Annotated in this window: 17 protein-coding genes; 8 read left to right on the top strand and 9 right to left on the bottom strand. The window is 69.6% G+C overall.

Annotated elements, in window-relative coordinates; genetic code table 11:
* Positions 1–161 precede the first annotated feature (161 nt).
* Both BM198_RS05355 and map read left to right on the top strand, forming a co-directional pair.
* Entirely contained in the window at positions 162–380 is a 219-nt protein-coding gene (locus BM198_RS05355; protein WP_074968371.1) for a ParD-like family protein, read from the top strand.
* A complete protein-coding gene (gene map / locus BM198_RS05350; RefSeq protein WP_074968369.1) occupies positions 377–1,180 on the top strand; it encodes a type I methionyl aminopeptidase in 804 nt (267 codons plus the stop codon). Before BM198_RS05355 ends, map begins: the two co-directional genes overlap by 4 nt.
* Positions 1,181–1,227: 47 nt before the next feature.
* Here the strand turns inward: map and BM198_RS05345 are convergent, their stop codons facing one another.
* Positions 1,228–2,397, bottom strand: a complete 1,170-nt coding sequence (locus BM198_RS05345) for a YbfB/YjiJ family MFS transporter (RefSeq protein ID WP_074968367.1) — start codon at positions 2,395–2,397, stop codon at positions 1,228–1,230.
* Between the two features lie 105 nt (positions 2,398–2,502).
* Here BM198_RS05345 and ptrR point away from each other — a divergent pair, with 105 nt between their 5' ends.
* Positions 2,503–3,381: a putrescine utilization regulator PtrR gene (gene ptrR / locus BM198_RS05340; RefSeq protein ID WP_074968365.1), complete on the top strand. Its 879-nt coding sequence runs from the start codon at positions 2,503–2,505 to the stop codon at positions 3,379–3,381.
* A 33-nt stretch (positions 3,382–3,414) separates the two neighbouring features.
* Here the strand turns inward: ptrR and BM198_RS05335 are convergent, their stop codons facing one another.
* The gene (locus BM198_RS05335; RefSeq protein WP_074968363.1) at positions 3,415–4,371 is read right to left on the bottom strand and encodes a GlxA family transcriptional regulator; all 957 of its coding nucleotides are present in this window, start codon (positions 4,369–4,371) and stop codon (positions 3,415–3,417) included.
* Between the two features lie 122 nt (positions 4,372–4,493).
* Between BM198_RS05335 and BM198_RS05330 the strand changes: the two genes are divergently transcribed.
* From BM198_RS05330 to BM198_RS30090, 3 genes are all read left to right on the top strand, one after another.
* On the top strand, positions 4,494–5,126 hold the full coding sequence (locus BM198_RS05330) for a cysteine hydrolase family protein (protein ID WP_232060868.1): 633 nt from the start codon (positions 4,494–4,496) through the stop codon (positions 5,124–5,126).
* A gap of 120 nt (positions 5,127–5,246) precedes the next feature.
* Entirely contained in the window at positions 5,247–5,405 is a 159-nt protein-coding gene (locus BM198_RS30095; protein WP_160298844.1) for a hypothetical protein, read from the top strand.
* Positions 5,406–5,547: 142 nt separating this feature from the next.
* A complete protein-coding gene (locus tag BM198_RS30090) occupies positions 5,548–5,688 on the top strand; it encodes a PA1414 family protein (protein WP_164707369.1) in 141 nt (46 codons plus the stop codon).
* A 29-nt stretch (positions 5,689–5,717) separates the two neighbouring features.
* Here BM198_RS30090 and BM198_RS29500 read toward each other — a convergent pair whose 3' ends face one another.
* Positions 5,718–5,972 (bottom strand): hypothetical protein, encoded by a 255-nt coding sequence (locus BM198_RS29500; protein ID WP_139233570.1) that lies wholly within the window; start codon positions 5,970–5,972, stop codon positions 5,718–5,720.
* Here BM198_RS29500 and sfnG point away from each other — a divergent pair.
* Both sfnG and BM198_RS05320 read left to right on the top strand, forming a co-directional pair.
* A complete protein-coding gene (gene sfnG, locus BM198_RS05325) occupies positions 5,971–7,074 on the top strand; it encodes a dimethylsulfone monooxygenase SfnG (protein WP_074968362.1) in 1,104 nt (367 codons plus the stop codon). The genes BM198_RS29500 and sfnG overlap by 2 nt on opposite strands.
* A 103-nt stretch (positions 7,075–7,177) precedes the next feature.
* Positions 7,178–7,708: a chalcone isomerase family protein gene (locus tag BM198_RS05320; RefSeq protein WP_074968360.1), complete on the top strand. Its 531-nt coding sequence runs from the start codon at positions 7,178–7,180 to the stop codon at positions 7,706–7,708.
* Positions 7,709–7,738: 30 nt separating this feature from the next.
* On the opposite strand, the gene BM198_RS05315 is transcribed toward BM198_RS05320, so the two are convergent.
* From BM198_RS05315 to BM198_RS05290, 6 genes are all read right to left on the bottom strand, one after another.
* Entirely contained in the window at positions 7,739–8,584 is an 846-nt protein-coding gene (locus BM198_RS05315) for an amidohydrolase family protein (protein ID WP_074968358.1), read from the bottom strand.
* Positions 8,581–9,711 (bottom strand): FMNH2-dependent alkanesulfonate monooxygenase, encoded by a 1,131-nt coding sequence (gene ssuD, locus BM198_RS05310; protein ID WP_074968356.1) that lies wholly within the window; start codon positions 9,709–9,711, stop codon positions 8,581–8,583. Before ssuD ends, BM198_RS05315 begins: the two co-directional genes overlap by 4 nt.
* Positions 9,712–9,785: 74 nt before the next feature.
* Positions 9,786–10,886, bottom strand: a complete 1,101-nt coding sequence (locus BM198_RS05305) for a sigma-54 interaction domain-containing protein (protein WP_074968354.1) — start codon at positions 10,884–10,886, stop codon at positions 9,786–9,788.
* Positions 10,887–10,895: 9 nt separating this feature from the next.
* The gene (locus BM198_RS05300) at positions 10,896–12,083 is read right to left on the bottom strand and encodes an acyl-CoA dehydrogenase family protein (protein WP_074968352.1); all 1,188 of its coding nucleotides are present in this window, start codon (positions 12,081–12,083) and stop codon (positions 10,896–10,898) included.
* Positions 12,084–12,100: 17 nt separating this feature from the next.
* Positions 12,101–12,673 (bottom strand): FMN reductase, encoded by a 573-nt coding sequence (gene msuE, locus BM198_RS05295; RefSeq protein ID WP_074968350.1) that lies wholly within the window; start codon positions 12,671–12,673, stop codon positions 12,101–12,103.
* A gap of 327 nt (positions 12,674–13,000) precedes the next feature.
* Positions 13,001–13,726 carry an MBL fold metallo-hydrolase gene (locus tag BM198_RS05290; protein WP_074968348.1) on the bottom strand — a complete coding sequence of 242 codons (726 nt, stop codon included), beginning with the start codon at positions 13,724–13,726 and terminating at the stop codon, positions 13,001–13,003.
* Positions 13,727–13,874: the final 148 nt, after the last annotated feature.

Below are 13,874 nucleotides of genomic sequence, written 5' to 3'. Positions count from 1 at the left end.
GTTCAGCCGAGGCCGCCTGGTTCGCCTGGCCGGGCGAGTTTCGGAACCAGAAGGCGGCGGGTCTGGCTGCGCCAGACTGCCCTCGCTTCATCGTTGCGTGTACCCCATGAGTCAATCCGAAATGCTATGTTATGTAGCATTTTATATATGGAGTATTTGCCATGGGCATCGTCAAGATCTCGGATTCCCTGCACGAGGAGGCCCGCGTCGCCTGCCGGGCCATGTCCCGTTCCATCAACGCCCAGGCCGAGCACTGGATGCGCATCGGCATGCTCGCCGAGGCGCATCCCGAGCTGACCTACGCCGACATCATCCGCCGGCTGATGAGCGAGGCCCGCAAGCTGGAAGGCGCCGGTGCGGCAGAAGAGGTGGTGCAATGAGCAAGGTGACGATCAAGACCGCCGACGAGATCGCGCGCATGGTCGTGGCCGGGCGGCTCGCCGCGCGGGTGCTGGAGGCGCTGGAGGCGTTCATCGTGCCCGGCATCACCACGATGGACATCGACGCCTTCTGCGAGCGCTACATCGTCGAGACCCTCGACGCCATCCCCGGCAGCAAGGGCCAGTACGGCTACCCGTACACGGTCAACACCTCGGTGAACCACGTGGTCTGCCACGGCTGGCCGTCGGCCAGCGAGGTGCTGAAGGAGGGCGACATCGTCAACGTGGACGTCACCGTCATCAAGAACGGCTACTACGGCGACACCAGCCGGATGTACGCCGTCGGCCGCATCAGCGAAGACGCCAAGCGGCTGGTGCGGGTGACCCGCGAGTGCCTGTACGACGCCATCCGCGTGGTGCGCCCGGGCGCGACCCTGGGAGACGTCGGCCATGCCATCCAGACCCACGCCGAGCGCATGGGCTACTCGGTGGTGCTGGAGTTCTGCGGCCATGGCATCGGCCGGCAGATGCACGAAAGCCCCCAGGTGCTGCATGTCGGCCGGCCCGGCCAGGGGCTGCGCCTGGAGCCGGGCATGACCTTCACCATCGAACCGATGATCAACCAGGGCCGCCGCCAGGTGCGCACCCTGGCCGATGGCTGGACGGTGATCACCCGCGACGGCAGCCTCTCCGCCCAGTTCGAGCACACCGTGCTGGTCACCGAGACCGGCTTTCGCGTGCTGACCCTGCGTGAGGAAGAGCGCGAGGCCTTCCCGGCTGATCCTGTGCTCCCCGCGTAGCCCGGGCTCCGGCCCGGGACCGTCAGGTGGCACCCGGGCCTTGCGGCTCAACCCCGGCACGTCGCAACGCTGTTCACCTTCACGGCTTCCCGCGCCTTCAGCATCAACCCGCCCGCCAGCAGCAGGGCGCCGGCGGCCAGCAGCAGGGCCGGGCGCAGGCCGCCGCTGAAGTGGCTGCTCAGGGCCGCCAGCAGCGGGCCACTGAGCTGGCCGAGGGCGAAGCCGGCAGTCAGCAGGCCGACGTTGCGGGCGTGGCCCTGGGGGTCGATTTCCCGCGCTCGCTGCATCACCAGCAACATGCTGGCGAGGAAGGGCGCACCGCACAGCACCACGCCCAGGGCCAGCCCGGTCATGCCCGGGAACAGGCAGGCCAGCACGCCAAGCGCCTGCAGCCACAGCGCCCCCACCAGCCAGCGACCGGTGCTGCCCATGCCGGGGCGGCGCAGGCTTACCAGCAGCACCCCCAGGGTCGCCACCAGGCCGAAGGCCGGCCAGAACAGGTCCGCCTGCCAGTGCCCGTGGAACTGGCTGGCGGCCATCTGCGAAAGGAAGGTGGCCGGCAGGATGTAGCCCATCCCCACCAGGCTGTAGGCCACCAGCAGCGGGTAGAAGGCCGCCGGACGCGGCCCGGCCTGCATCGCGCCGGTCGCCGAGGCGGTACGCGGACGCGGCAGCAACGGGTGGGCGATGGCCGCCAGCACCAGGGCCACGCTGCCGAAGGCCAGCCAGGCCTGGGCCGAACCCGCTCCTTGCAGGTTCAGGCCGAGGGCGATGAGGCCGGTGAGGATCACCCCCAGGCTGGGCCCGGTGAAGATCAGCCCGCCCAGGCGCGGCCGGCCGGCGTCTGCCGCCACCTGGGCGGCCAGGCCGGTCACCACCACCAGCACCCAGGCGCTGGTGACGCCGGCGGCGAAGCGCAACAGGGCGTGGGCCCAGAAGCCTTCGGCCCAGGCCGAGGCCAGGGTGATCGCCACGCCCACCCAGAGCCCGCCGAACAGGCGCCGGCGGGCACGCTGGGTGGTGGTGGCGCGCAGGGCGTCCAGCGCACCCACCAGGTAGCCGAGGTAGTTGGCGGCGGCTATCAGGCCGGCGGCGGTGAGGTCCACCTGGCCTTCGGCGATTAGGTGCGGCAGCTGCGGGGTCAGGGCGAAGCGGCCGATCCCCATGGCGGCGATGAGGGCCAGGAGGCTGGCGAGGATGCGGATCGAGGGGGCCATGGCAGGGCTCCATGCAGGACATCGGAAGACCATGCTAGGGCGTTGCAGTGTTCATAAAAAACGAATAATAAAGAACAACTCATTCAGCAAAAGAGAATGCATGCCATGGAATTCAGCCAGTTGCGCATCTTCCAGGCGGTGGCCGAGTCCGGCTCCATCGCCCGCGCGGCGGAGCGCCTCAACCGGGTGCCGTCGAACCTGTCCACGCGGCTGCGCCAACTGGAGGAGCAGTTGGGCGTGGACCTGTTCCTGCGGGAGCGCCAGCGCCTGCAGCTGTCGGCCTCGGGCAAGGTGCTGCTGGGCTATGCCGAGCGGCTGTTCGCCCTGCAGGCCGAGGCGGAGGCGGCGATCAAGGTCGGCGAGCCGGCGGGGGACTTCCTCATCGGCTCGATGTACAGCACGGCGGCCATCCACCTGCCGCCGATGCTGGCGCGCTACCACCGGGCTTGGCCGGCAGTGAACCTGCAGGTGCAGACGCAGCCCAGCGGCGAGCTGGTGGAGGGGCTGGTGGCCGGGCGACTGGACGCGGCGCTAGTGGACGGCCCGTTGGAATACGCCGACCTGGATGGCATCCCGCTGTTCGACGAGGCGCTGGTGCTGATCACCGCCCTCGGCCATGGGCCGGTGGCCAGCGCGGCGGACGTGGCAGGGGCGGCGGTCTACACCTTTCGCTCGCGCTGCTCCTACCGCAAGCGCCTGGAGCGCTGGTTCGCCGAGTCGCGGGTGGCCATGGGCCGGGTGATGGAGATCGAGTCCTACCACAGCATGCTGGCCTGTGTGGTGGCTGGCGGCGGGGTGGCGCTGATGCCGCGCTCCATGCTGCAGAGCATGCCGGGGCGCGAGGCGGTGACGATTCACCCGCTGGCCGAACCCTTCGCTACCGCCACCACCTGGCTGATGTGGCGCAAGGGCATGCTGGGGGCGAACCTGAAGGCCTGGATCGAGCTGATGGACCTGCAGCCCAAACCCCAGGCGCGACCGTAGCCCGGGTTTCAGCCCTGGATGCCGGCCGCGCTGCTACGAAGCGCTCCCCTGGAAGCTCTGTCGCCAGGCCGACGGCGAGACGCCGAAGTGACGACCGAAGTGGTGCCGCAGGGAGGCGGGCGAGCCGAAACCGGCGAGGGTGGCGATCTGCTCCACGCTCTGGTCGGTGTTCTCCAGCAGGCGCTGGGTCAGGGCCAGGCGCTCGGCCTGCAGCCAGTCACCCAGGGTGGTGCCGGTGAGCTGGCGGAAGTGCCGGGTGAAGCTGCGCCGGCTCATCAGCGCGCGCTCGGCCAGGCTGTCCAGGCTGTGGGGTTCGCGCAGGTTGGTGCGCACCCAGTCGAGCAGCCCGGCGAGGCGGTCATCGCGGGCGCTGGCGGGCAGCGGCTGTTCGATGAACTGCGCCTGGCCACCCTGGCGGTGGGGCGCCACCACCAGCAACCGGGCCACGCGGTTGGCCCGTTCGGCGCCGCAGTGCTGACGCAGCAGGTGCAGGCAGCAGTCGAGCCCGGCGGCGGTGCCGGCGGAGGTGAGCAGGTTGCCTGCTTCCAGGTAGAGCACGTCCGGGTCCACGTCGACGGCCGGGTAGCGGGCGCTGAAGTCCCGCGCCCAGGCCCAGTGGGTGGTGGCGCGCTGGCCGTCGAGCAGCCCGGTTTCGGCCAGCACGTAGGCCCCCAGGCACAGCCCCACCAGGCGGGCGCCGCGCTGGTGGGCGGCGAGCAGCGCGTCCAGCAGGGGCTGCGGCGGGCGTTCGTCGGGGTCGCGCCAACTGGGGACGATCACCGTGTGGGCGTCCTCCAGGGCCTCCAGGCCGTGGCTGACGCTGATCTGGAAACCGGCGCTGGTGCGCAGCGGGCCGTCTTCCGCCGCGCAGACGCGCAGCTCGAAGGGCGGCGCATCGGGCTGCATCTCGCCGAATACCAGGCAGGGCACGGACAGGTGGAAGGGGCTGATGTGGTCGAAGGCGACCACGGCGATCACGGGGGCTGGCATGGAGGGGCTCCGGTTGGCTTGGCCCGATCTTAGCGGAACTTGGCAACTGGGCCACTCGTGCGTCGCAGGGGGGCTGGCCAACAATCCTCGCCACCTTCACTGCCTGAGCTTGCGAGGAGCCCCTGATGTCCCAGTCCCCGAAACGCGCCCTGATCGTCATCGACGTGCAGAACGAGTACTTCAACGGCAGCCTGCTGATCGAGTACCCGCCGGTGAGCCAGTCGCTGCCCAACATCACCCGCGCCATGGATGCGGCCCACGCTGCCGGCATCCCGGTGGTGGTGGTGCGGCACCTGACCCCGGAAGGCACGCCGATCTTCGCCCGTGGCAGCGCCACCGCCGAACTGCACCCGGAGATCGCCCGTCGCCCCCATGACCTGCTGGTGGACAAGGAGGAGGCCAGCGCCCTGTACGGCACCGGCCTGGGTGACTGGCTGCGTGCCCGTGGCGTGGACACCCTCACGGTGGTCGGCTACATGACCCACCACTGCGACGACTCCACGGTGCGCCAGGCTGCCCACGAGGGCTGGACGGTGGAGCTGCTGAACGACGCCACCGGCTCGCTGCCCTACGCCAACGCCGCCGGTTCGGTCACCGCCGAGGAGATCCATCGGGTGGTCACCGTGGTGCTGCATGCCGGCTTCGGCGCCGTGGCCAGCACTCAGGACTGGCTGGCGGCGGTGGAGGCGGGCCGGGCGCTGGAGCCGGACAACATCCTGGCGTCCAACCAGCGCGCGGTGGCGGCGCGCGGCTGACCCTGCGGTGGCGACCGTCCGTCAGGTCGGTGGCCGTTCAGCGTCGGTGAAAAATGCTTGAACCCTTGCCCGTGGTGCCGGTCGATCCTGTGTTGCTCCCTGACCTCGAAGGACTGACCCATGGGCGAGCCCAACCCCCTCAATGTGCTGTTCAGCGCGGTGGCCGTGCTGTTCCTGGCCATCATCATGGCCGGCTATGCGCGCGGCGAACCGTTCCCTGGCCCGTTTCCCGCCGCGTGCTGTGGCGCCGAGGCGGTTCCGTCCGGCGGGCTCCGTTAGTCGGCTTCCTACGCTGGCCGCTCCTGGCGTCTGACCGGCTCCTGTAAATTTTGATTCAGCGCAGTTCGCCCTTTCCGGGGCAGGTCTACGCTGTAATTGGCAGCGGAATCCTTCCGCCGCCTGTCCTGATGAGGAGGGGACCATGAAAGCTTGGCTGAGCCGTTTCGCCTGGCAGTTGTCCGTGACCCTTGGGCTGATCGAGCGCCCGCGCCTGCAACCCATCCCTGTCCGCAGTGACGAGCAGCGTCGCCTGGCCGAGGCCCGGCGCCAGCGCCGTCCGTGAACCTGGCGCGGGGCGTTCTGCCCGCGCCGTCATGACCTGACCCAGCCACCCCCGGCGCCTTCGCGCCGGGCGGCTGCCTGCGCGTGGCTGATGGTCGAAAGGCTGTTGGTCGGGCAACAGTGCATCAGCAGGTTGTCCTCGTCCGGGCAGCCGCCCGTTGTCTGCTGATTGATGCAAATCATTGTTCGTAAAGGCTTTTTTATCCTGGCATGGTTGCTGCTGAAGACCTTGTGCAACTGGCCGCCGGTGCGGCCATCCGTCCGTTCGCACAGGAGAGAAGCCATGAGCCAGCAACCGATCAAGTTCGCCTACTGGGTCCCCAACGTCAGCGGCGGCCTCGTCGTCAGCACCATCGAGCAGCGCACCCGCTGGGACATCGACTACAACCGCACCCTGGCCCGCACGGCCGAGGCGGCCGGCTTCGAATACGCGCTGTCGCAGATCCGCTTCACCGCCGGCTACGGCGCCGAGTACCAGCACGAGTCGGTGGCCATCAGCCATGCGCTGCTGGCGGCGACCGACAAGCTCAAGGTGATCGCGGCCATCCTGCCGGGGCCCTGGAACCCGACCCTGGCGGCCAAGCAGCTGGCGACCATCGACCAGCTCACCGGCGGGCGCATCGCCATCAACGTGGTGTCCGGCTGGTTCCGGGGCGAATTCCACGCCATCGGCGAGCCCTGGCTGGACCACGACGAACGCTACCGCCGCTCCGAGGAGTTCATCCGCGCGCTGAAGGGTATCTGGACCGAGGACAGCTTCACCTTCAACGGCGATTTCTACCGCTTCCGCGACTACAGCCTGAAGCCCAAGCCGCTGCAGCAACCGCACCCGGAAATCTTCCAGGGCGGCAGTTCGCGAGCCGCGCGGGACATGGCGGCCCGGGTGTCGGACTGGTACTTCACCAACGGCAACACGGTGGAGGGGATCAAGGCCCAGGTGGACGACATCCGCGCCAAGGCCGCCGCCAACGGGCACAGCGTGAAGATCGGGGTGAACGCCTTCATCATCGCCCGCGACACCGAGGAGGAGGCCCGCGCGGTGCTGCAGGAGATCATCGACAAGGCCAACCCCGAGGCGGTCAACGCCTTCGGTGCCGAGGTGAAGCACGCCGGCGCGGCCAGCCCGGAGCGCGAAGGCAACTGGGCCAAGTCCACCTTCGAGGACCTGGTGCAGTACAACGACGGCTTCAAGACCAACCTGATCGGGACGCCCCGGCAGATCGCCGAGCGCATCCTCGCCCTCAAGGCCGTGGGGGTGGACCTGATCCTCTCCGGCTTCCTGCACTTCCAGGAGGAGGTGGAGTACTTCGGCCAGCACGTGCTGCCACTGGTTCGCGAGCTGGAGGCCGAGGCCGCCGCCGAGCGCGAGTCCAGGGCCGTGGCCTGATCACAGGGCGGCGGCGCCGGGAGGCGCTGCCGCGTTGATCGGTTGTTCTTGTACAAATAGTCAGTTTGTACAATATTGGCCGTCACCTAACCGGAGTGACGCCATGCATCCTTTCTTTCGCCGGGCCGTGCTGGCCTGCTGCCTGTTGACTGCCACCGGCCTGGCCCAGGCCGACTGGCGCCAAGCCCTGCCCGAGGCGCGCCTGGTGGGCAGTGCGGACTACAGCTTCTTCGGCTTCCGCCTCTACAGCGCCCGCCTGTGGTCGCCAACGGCGCCGCTGGCGGCGGACGCGCCGTTCGCCCTGGAGCTCACCTACCACCGCAGCATCGAGCGCGATGACCTGGTGGCCGCCAGCCTCAAGGAAATCCGCCGCACGGCGGGGGATCGGGTCAGCGAGGCACAGTTGCAGGCCTGGGCCGAGCAGATGCGCCAGGCCTTCGTCGACGTGCAGCCGGGGCAGCGCATCACCGGGGTATTCCTGCCGGGGCAGGGCGCGCGCTTCTACTTCGGCGACCGGCTCACCCACGCCGTCGACGACCGCGCCTTCGCCCGGGCCTTCTTCGACATCTGGCTCTCGCCCCGCACCCGTGAGCCGGAGCGCCGCGAAGAACTGCTGGGGCTGGCCAGCAACTAGGTATGGGCCGCCAACGGCGGCCCGGGGTCATCAGAGCTTGAACAGGCGCGCGGCGTTGCCGTGGAAGAACTTCTCCAGCACCTCGTCCCGCAGGCCCAGGCGCTGGGCATCCTCGATGCTCTGGCGGATCGGCCGGAAGGTGTAGGAGGAGCCGAACAGCAGCTGGTCGGCGAGGAAGCCGTTGGCCGCCTGCACGTAGCCTTCGCTGCCGGGCAGGAACAGGTACATGTCCGGCACCAGGTGGATGTTCGGGTAGCGGAAGGCCACGCCCAGGGCCTGCTGCACGTTGGGCCAGTAGCCGTGGTAGACCACGATGGGCAACTGCGGGAAGGCCCGGGCCACGGCTGCCAGCCGGCCGGGGTCGTTGTAGGCCGGGTCCGGCGTGGTCGGCCCGCTCATCAGGAACAGCGGGATGCCGCGCGCCTGCAGGTGCTCGTAGAGCGGCCAGTACAGCGGATCGTCCGGGTGCCGGGCGGGGTCGCCGAACCCCGGCTCCAGGTCGATGCCGGCCAGGCCCAGCTGGTCCACCGCGCGGTCCACCTCCGCCAGCGCCGCGTCGATGCCCTGCAGGGCCGGCTCCACCGAACCGATGCCGATCAGTGCCTCGTGCCCCTGGACGATGGCCTGGATGCGTTCGTTGGGCAGATGCTGGGAGGGGGTATGCCGACCCACCACCACGGCGCGGTACAGCCCGGCGTCGCGCACCTCGGCGAGGAAGCCCTCGGGCGTGAGCGAGCGCTCGAAGTGGTTGTCCGCTCCCCGCGTGCCCACGCGGCGGTTCAGCCAGCGGGCCGTGTCATGTTCCGGCGTGCCCGGCGCCCCGCCGAAGAAGGGGTGCAGGTAGGCCGGGCGGCAGCGCATGTCGATGATCTTCACGCGACGTTCTCCTTGCCGGCGCGAATGTCGAAGGCGCCGCCGGTGAAGGCACCGTCCACCGTGACCTTGCCCTTGCCGGGCAGCAGCGGGAACACCAGCTCGGCGAAGCGGTAGGCCTCTTCCAGGTGCGGGTAGCCGGACAGCACAAAGCTGTCCACGCCCAGCTGCGCATACTCCAGCAGGCGCGCGGCCACTGTCTCGGGGTCGCCCACCAGGGCGGTGCCGGCGCCGCCGCGTACCAGGCCGACGCCGGCCCAGAGGTTGGGCGCCACTTCCAGCTTGTTGCGGTCGCCGCCGTGCAGCGCGGCCATGCGTCGCTGGCCTTCGGAGTCCATCCGCGCGTAGTTGGCCTGGGCGGCCGCGATGGTGGCGTCGTCCAGGTGGCTGATCAGCTCGTCGGCGGCGGCCCAGGCGGCTGCGTTGGTCTCCCGCACGATCACGTGCAGGCGCACGCCGAAGCGCACGCTGCGGCCATGGCGAGCGGCGCGGGCGCGCACGTCGGCGATCTTCTCGGCGACGGCCGCCGGCGGCTCGCCCCAGGTCAGGTAGGCGTCCACGTGCTTGGCCGCCAGCTCGTGGGCGGCGGGGGAGGAGCCACCGAAGTACAGCGGCGGGTAGGGTTGCTGCACCGGCGGGAAGAAGTTCTGGGCGCCCTTGACCTTGAGGTGCTGGCCGTCGAAGTCCACCGTTTCGCCCTGCAGCAGGCGTCGCCAGATGCTGAGGAACTCGTCGGAGGCGGCGTAGCGCTCGTCGTGGGCGAGGAACACGCCGTCGGCCTCCAGCTCGGTGGCGTCGCCGCCGGGCACCACGTTGAGCAGCAGGCGCCCGCCGCTGGCCTGGTCCAGGGTGGCGGCCTGGCGGGCCGAGGCGGTGGGGTTGCCGAGGGAGGTGCGCAGGGCCACCAGCAGCTTGATGCGCTGGGTCACCGGCACCAGGCTGGCGGCGGTCACCCAGGGGTCCAGGCAGCTGGCGCCGGTGGGGATCAGCAGGCCGTCGTAGCCCAGCTGGTCCGCCGCCACGGCGATCTGCCGCATGTAGGCATTGGTGGCCGGGCGGCCGCTGGCGGAGTGGCCCAGGTAGCGGGTGTCGCCGGAAGTCGGCAGGAACCAGAAGATATCCAGACTCATGGTGTTGTCCTCGTTGCCATCGTCGTTGCCCGTCAGGGCGTTGGGTGCACGCGTGGCGTCGTTGTCGTTGGAATTCAGATCGACAGGTTGATGACCCGTCCGCCCTGGGCGCTCTGGGCCGGTCGGCGCTTGTTCACCACCAGCTCGCCGATGCGGATGAGGTGCGCGCGGGTGATGTTGCGCGACAGCCCCAGCAGGCTGGCGGTGTGCACCTGGTTGTGGTGGCAGAAGCGGTAGGCGGCGCGCAGCAGGGCGTCCTCGACCTTCTCGTGGAGGGCGCCGCTCTGCTCCTCGAACAGGCGCTCGAAGGCCCGCAGCAGCAGGTCGTCGGCGCTTTCCTCGCGGGGCCGGCTGTCGTCCGGGCGCTCGATGCGCAGGTTGGACAGGTGCAGGTCCTCGGCGCGGATCAGCCTGTCGCGGCAGATCAACAGGGTGTGGTGGATGACGTTTTCCAGCTCGCGGATGTTGCCCGGCCAGTCGTAGCTGGCCAGCCGGCGGGCGGCGTCCTCGCTGAGGGTGACGTCGCTGTAGCCCAGGCGCCGGCTGTACTCGGCGACGAAGTGACGGGCCAGCGGCAGGATGTCGCCGGGCCGCTCGCGCAGCGGGTGCAGCTGCAGGCTGACCACGTTCAGCCGGTAGTAGAGGTCCTCGCGGAAGTGCCCGGCGTTGATGGCCTTCTCCAGGTGCACGTTGGTGGCCGCCAGCACCCGCACGTTGATGGGGATGCTCTTGCGCGAGCCGAGGCGGACCACTTCGCGCTCCTGCAGCACGCGCAGCAGTTTGACCTGGATGGGCATCGGCAGGTCGCCGATCTCGTCGAGGAACAGGGTGCCGCCGTTGGCCTCCTCGAACCACCCGGCCTTGGCGGCCAGGGCGCCGGTGAAGGCACCTTTCTCGTGGCCGAACAGCTCGGCCTCCACCAGGGATTCGGAGAAGGCGCCGCAGTTCACCGCGACGAAGGGGCCGTTGCGCCGGCCGCTGAGGTTGTGCACGTGGCGCGCGACCAGCTCCTTGCCCGTTCCGGTCTCGCCGATGATCAGCACGCTCGCCTCGCTGGGGGCGACCTGTTGCAGGTGGGCGAGCAGGGCCTGGGAGCGCGGGTCTTCGAAGACCTGTGCGGTCGCCCGGATCGAGGTGGCCAGTGTCGGGGACGGGGGGAGGGTCAGCAGGTGCATGGGCTTGCCTTACGAGTAGAAGGACGGAGTGGGGCGCGTGCCGTTGAGCGCCCAGTCGCCCAGCTCGTGGATGCGGTAGTCCACGGGGTCGTGCAGCGTCTGGGTGCGCAGGTTGCGCCAGTGCCGGTCGAAGCGCAGGGAGGCGTGGGTGGCCCGGGCGCCGGTGACTTCGAACAGGCGGTTGCAGATGTCGAGGCCGTTGCGGGTCGCCGCGACCTTGGCGGTGCCGATGGCCAGGGCCAGGCGCGCGCGCTCCTCGGCGCTCAGGGCGTGTTCCTTGGCCCAGGCCGCGTCCAGCTGCTCGGCGGCGCGCTCCACCAGCAGGCGGGTGCTCTCCAGGCCGACCCAGAATTCGCCGTAGTGGCGCAGGACGTACGGGTCCTCGCCGCTGTGGCGGGCGCTGGAACGGAACCAGGGGCGGCTCTCGTGCAGGGTGTACTGGCGGGCCTCGTCGAAGGCGCCTTCGGCAATGCCGAGGAACAGGTTGGCGAAGTGCAGCTGGGCGATCAGCGGGCGCAGGCAGGCGAACGGCGTGCTCAGCGGGCCCGGGTCGAGCAGCAGTTCGTGCTGCTCCACGCGCACCCGTTCGAAGGTGGCGCTGCCGCTGTCGGTCTGGCGCTGGCCGATGTTGTCCCAGTCGCCGTGCAGGGTGATGCCGGTGCGCCCGCTGGGGATGGCGGCGATCAGCAGCTTGCCGCCGTTGCCTTCGTCGACGGCGGAGGCGATCAGCATCTCGGAGTCGCTGGCGCCGGAGCAGAAGCTCTTCTTGCCGGAGAACTCGCACCAGCCGTCGAAGCGCTTGACCAGGGTGCGGGTGTCCAGGGGGTTGAGGGCATTGCCCCAGAACCAGTGCTTGCGGGCGGTCTGTTCGAACCAGGGTTGCCATTGCTCGGGCCGCGAGAACAGCCGCACGGTGGCGAGCATCAGGTGCTGGAAGCCGAATACGTGGGCGATGGAGCTGTCGACCCGGGCGAATTCGCGGGTGACGGCCAGGGTCTCGCTCCAACTGGCGCCGAGGCCGCCGTACTGGCGGGGAATGGCCAGGCCCAGCAGGCCGCTGGCACGCAGCGCGTCGCGCTCGGCCTTGGGCGTGCCGCCTTGGGCGTCGCGCTCGACGGCGCTTTCGGCGAACTGCGCGGCGAGCTGGCGGGCGCTCAGCAGCGGGTCGAGAACGGTGGTTTGCGGACGGGCGCTCATGGTGTCGTCCCGCTGGCTCAGGCGATCTTGCGCAGCGGGCGGCTGCCGGCGGTGGTGCTGTGCAGCAGGTCGGCGGCACGTTCGGCGGCCAGCTCGATGCGGGCCTGCAGCGGGGCGCTGGTGATGCGGTAGTCCTGGAAGTCGGCCTCGCTGGCGTAGACGCCGATGGGCAGGGTCAGGGCCTGGAAGAAGCTGAACAGCGGGCGCAGCTGGTGATCCAGCACCAGGGCGTGGCGTTCGCTGCCGCCGGTGGCGGCCAGCAGCACCGGGGTGTCGATCAGGGCGTTCAGTTCGATGAGGTCGAACAGGTGCTTGAACTGGCCGGGGTAGGAGCCGCGGTACACCGGTGCGGCCACCACCAGCAGGTCGGCCTGCTCGATGGCGCGCAGTTGCGCTTCCACGTCGTCCGGCAGTTCCTTGCGGGACAGGGCGCCGCCGACGGGGCGGGCGATGTCGCCCAGTTCGATGATGCGGGCGTTGAACTCCAGGCGTTCGCCCAGGGCGGCGACCAGGGCTTCGGTGAGCACCAGGGTGCGGGACGGGCGGTAGGCTCCACCGGAGACGGCGACGACGTTGAGGGCAGTGCTCATGGTTGGTGTTCCTTTGGCGTGCTGTGGGAGCCAGGGGTTCAGCAAGTCCCGTTCCAGTTCGGTAAAGCGTTATTTATCAATGAGTTGGTAGGCCATGGCGCTGGGCGGTGCTGCTGCCAGGCCAGCGAACTGTTGATGCGCTGTTGCCTGGCGGGCAGTGGAACGGCTGTTGCCCGGCGGACAGTGACGGCCTGCCGGAGCCGTTTTAGGCGCTGCGTCTTATTCTGTGAAGGAATTTGAATAAATATTCTTATTCAAATAAGGGATAAGTCAGGCGTGGCGGGCTGCCGAGGGCGGGTCGGGCGCCAGGACGGCGCCCGGGCAGGATCAATCGTGTTGCGCGAACCAGTCGTCGATCAGCGTATTCAGGCGCTCGCCGGAGAAGCTGGGGAAGTGGCCACCGTGCACGGTACGCACCGGCAGCTCGCGCAGACGCGCCAGGCTGCGGGCGTAGTCGTCGAGGTTGGAGTGGTAGGCGTCTTCGATCAGCGGGCCGTCGTAGATGATGTCGCCGCTGAACAGGGTGCCGGTGCGAGCCTCCCAGAGGCTGATGCCGCCGGGGGAATGACCGGGGGTGTGCAGCACCTCCAGCACGCGGTCGCCCAGGTCGATGACGTCGCCTTCCTCGATCAGCCGGGTGGCCGGGGCCGCCTTGACCCGGTACTCGGCGTAGCACAGCGGGCAGTCGGGGTGGGCCTCGAACATGGCGTCGTCGACGAAGGCGCGGGCCAGGGTGTTGTCGCTGTCGGGGCGGGCGAGGATGTCGGCCTCGGCGGGGTGCACCAGGCGTTCGTCGAACTCGTGGTGGCCGGCGATGTGGTCGAAATGGGTGTGGCTGGCCACGGCCAGCAGCGGGCGCTGGGTGAGCCAGGGCAGCTGTTCGCGCAGGCTGACCAGGCCGGAGCCGGAGTCCACCAGCACGTCGCGGTCGCGACCCTGGATGTGCCAGAGGTTGCAGCGGTAGAAGGGCCGCACGTAGGGCTCGCTGATGAGGCTGACGCCGTCGTAGAGGTGCTCCACCTCGAACCAGCGGTCTCGGCTGACGATTTTCATCGGAGGCTCCTTTGTTGTGGTTGTGGGCGCAGCATACCTGGCGGCGCCCCGCCGCACCTGCAGGGGCGACTTCTGATCCGTAGCCCGGGCTTCAGCCCGGGGATTCGGGTTGAAGCGTCCCGGACTGAAGTCCGGGCTACGGTCTGGC

The organism is Metapseudomonas otitidis, from assembly GCF_900111835.1.
Classification (GTDB): Bacteria; Pseudomonadota; Gammaproteobacteria; order Pseudomonadales; family Pseudomonadaceae; genus Metapseudomonas; species Metapseudomonas otitidis.
This window is presented reverse-complemented; position numbering and strand designations above follow the sequence as displayed.

Bases quoted from the DNA above. Each gene is read 5' to 3' on its own strand.
- BM198_RS05355 (WP_074968371.1), top strand. From the start codon at position 162: ATGGGCATCGTCAAGATCTCGGATTCCCTGCACGAGGAGGCCCGCGTC.
- map (WP_074968369.1), top strand. From the start codon at position 377: ATGAGCAAGGTGACGATCAAGACCGCCGACGAGATCGCGCGCATGGTC.
- BM198_RS05345 (WP_074968367.1), bottom strand. From the start codon at position 2,397: ATGGCCCCCTCGATCCGCATCCTCGCCAGCCTCCTGGCCCTCATCGCC.
- ptrR (WP_074968365.1), top strand. From the start codon at position 2,503: ATGGAATTCAGCCAGTTGCGCATCTTCCAGGCGGTGGCCGAGTCCGGC.
- BM198_RS05335 (WP_074968363.1), bottom strand. From the start codon at position 4,371: ATGCCAGCCCCCGTGATCGCCGTGGTCGCCTTCGACCACATCAGCCCC.
- BM198_RS30095 (WP_160298844.1), top strand. From the start codon at position 5,247: ATGGGCGAGCCCAACCCCCTCAATGTGCTGTTCAGCGCGGTGGCCGTG.
- BM198_RS30090 (WP_164707369.1), top strand. From the start codon at position 5,548: ATGAAAGCTTGGCTGAGCCGTTTCGCCTGGCAGTTGTCCGTGACCCTT.
- sfnG (WP_074968362.1), top strand. From the start codon at position 5,971: ATGAGCCAGCAACCGATCAAGTTCGCCTACTGGGTCCCCAACGTCAGC.
- BM198_RS29500 (WP_139233570.1), bottom strand. From the start codon at position 5,972: ATGGCTTCTCTCCTGTGCGAACGGACGGATGGCCGCACCGGCGGCCAG.
- BM198_RS05320 (WP_074968360.1), top strand. From the start codon at position 7,178: ATGCATCCTTTCTTTCGCCGGGCCGTGCTGGCCTGCTGCCTGTTGACT.
- ssuD (WP_074968356.1), bottom strand. From the start codon at position 9,711: ATGAGTCTGGATATCTTCTGGTTCCTGCCGACTTCCGGCGACACCCGC.
- BM198_RS05305 (WP_074968354.1), bottom strand. From the start codon at position 10,886: ATGCACCTGCTGACCCTCCCCCCGTCCCCGACACTGGCCACCTCGATC.
- BM198_RS05300 (WP_074968352.1), bottom strand. From the start codon at position 12,083: ATGAGCGCCCGTCCGCAAACCACCGTTCTCGACCCGCTGCTGAGCGCC.
- msuE (WP_074968350.1), bottom strand. From the start codon at position 12,673: ATGAGCACTGCCCTCAACGTCGTCGCCGTCTCCGGTGGAGCCTACCGC.
- BM198_RS05290 (WP_074968348.1), bottom strand. From the start codon at position 13,726: ATGAAAATCGTCAGCCGAGACCGCTGGTTCGAGGTGGAGCACCTCTAC.